We start from the raw sequence: 216 nt of genomic DNA on the forward strand, positions 1-216 counted from the left end.
CGCCTCGACCTGCTGGTCGACTCGGTGCCGGGCGGCGGAGGCGAGGGTGCCGACCACCTGGTGCAGGTCGACACGGCGGCGGGCACCGCCCGCGCCGTCGCGCGGGCGGGCCTGGACCCCCTCCGCCTCTACGCGGGCCGGGATCTCGCGGCGGTGACCGAGACGACCTACTGGCGGCTGTACCGCCAGCTCACCAGCGCCAGCCGCACCGTCGGC

At 77.8% G+C, this 216-nt stretch carries 1 protein-coding gene; it reads left to right on the forward strand.

Annotated elements, in window-relative coordinates; genetic code table 11:
• On the forward strand, positions 1–216 hold a 216-nt coding region (locus tag QWY28_RS24105), incomplete at both ends, for a hypothetical protein (protein ID WP_300955421.1).

The organism is Nocardioides oceani, assembly GCF_030412965.1.
In the GTDB taxonomy this organism is placed as follows: Bacteria; Actinomycetota; Actinomycetes; order Propionibacteriales; family Nocardioidaceae; genus Nocardioides; species Nocardioides oceani.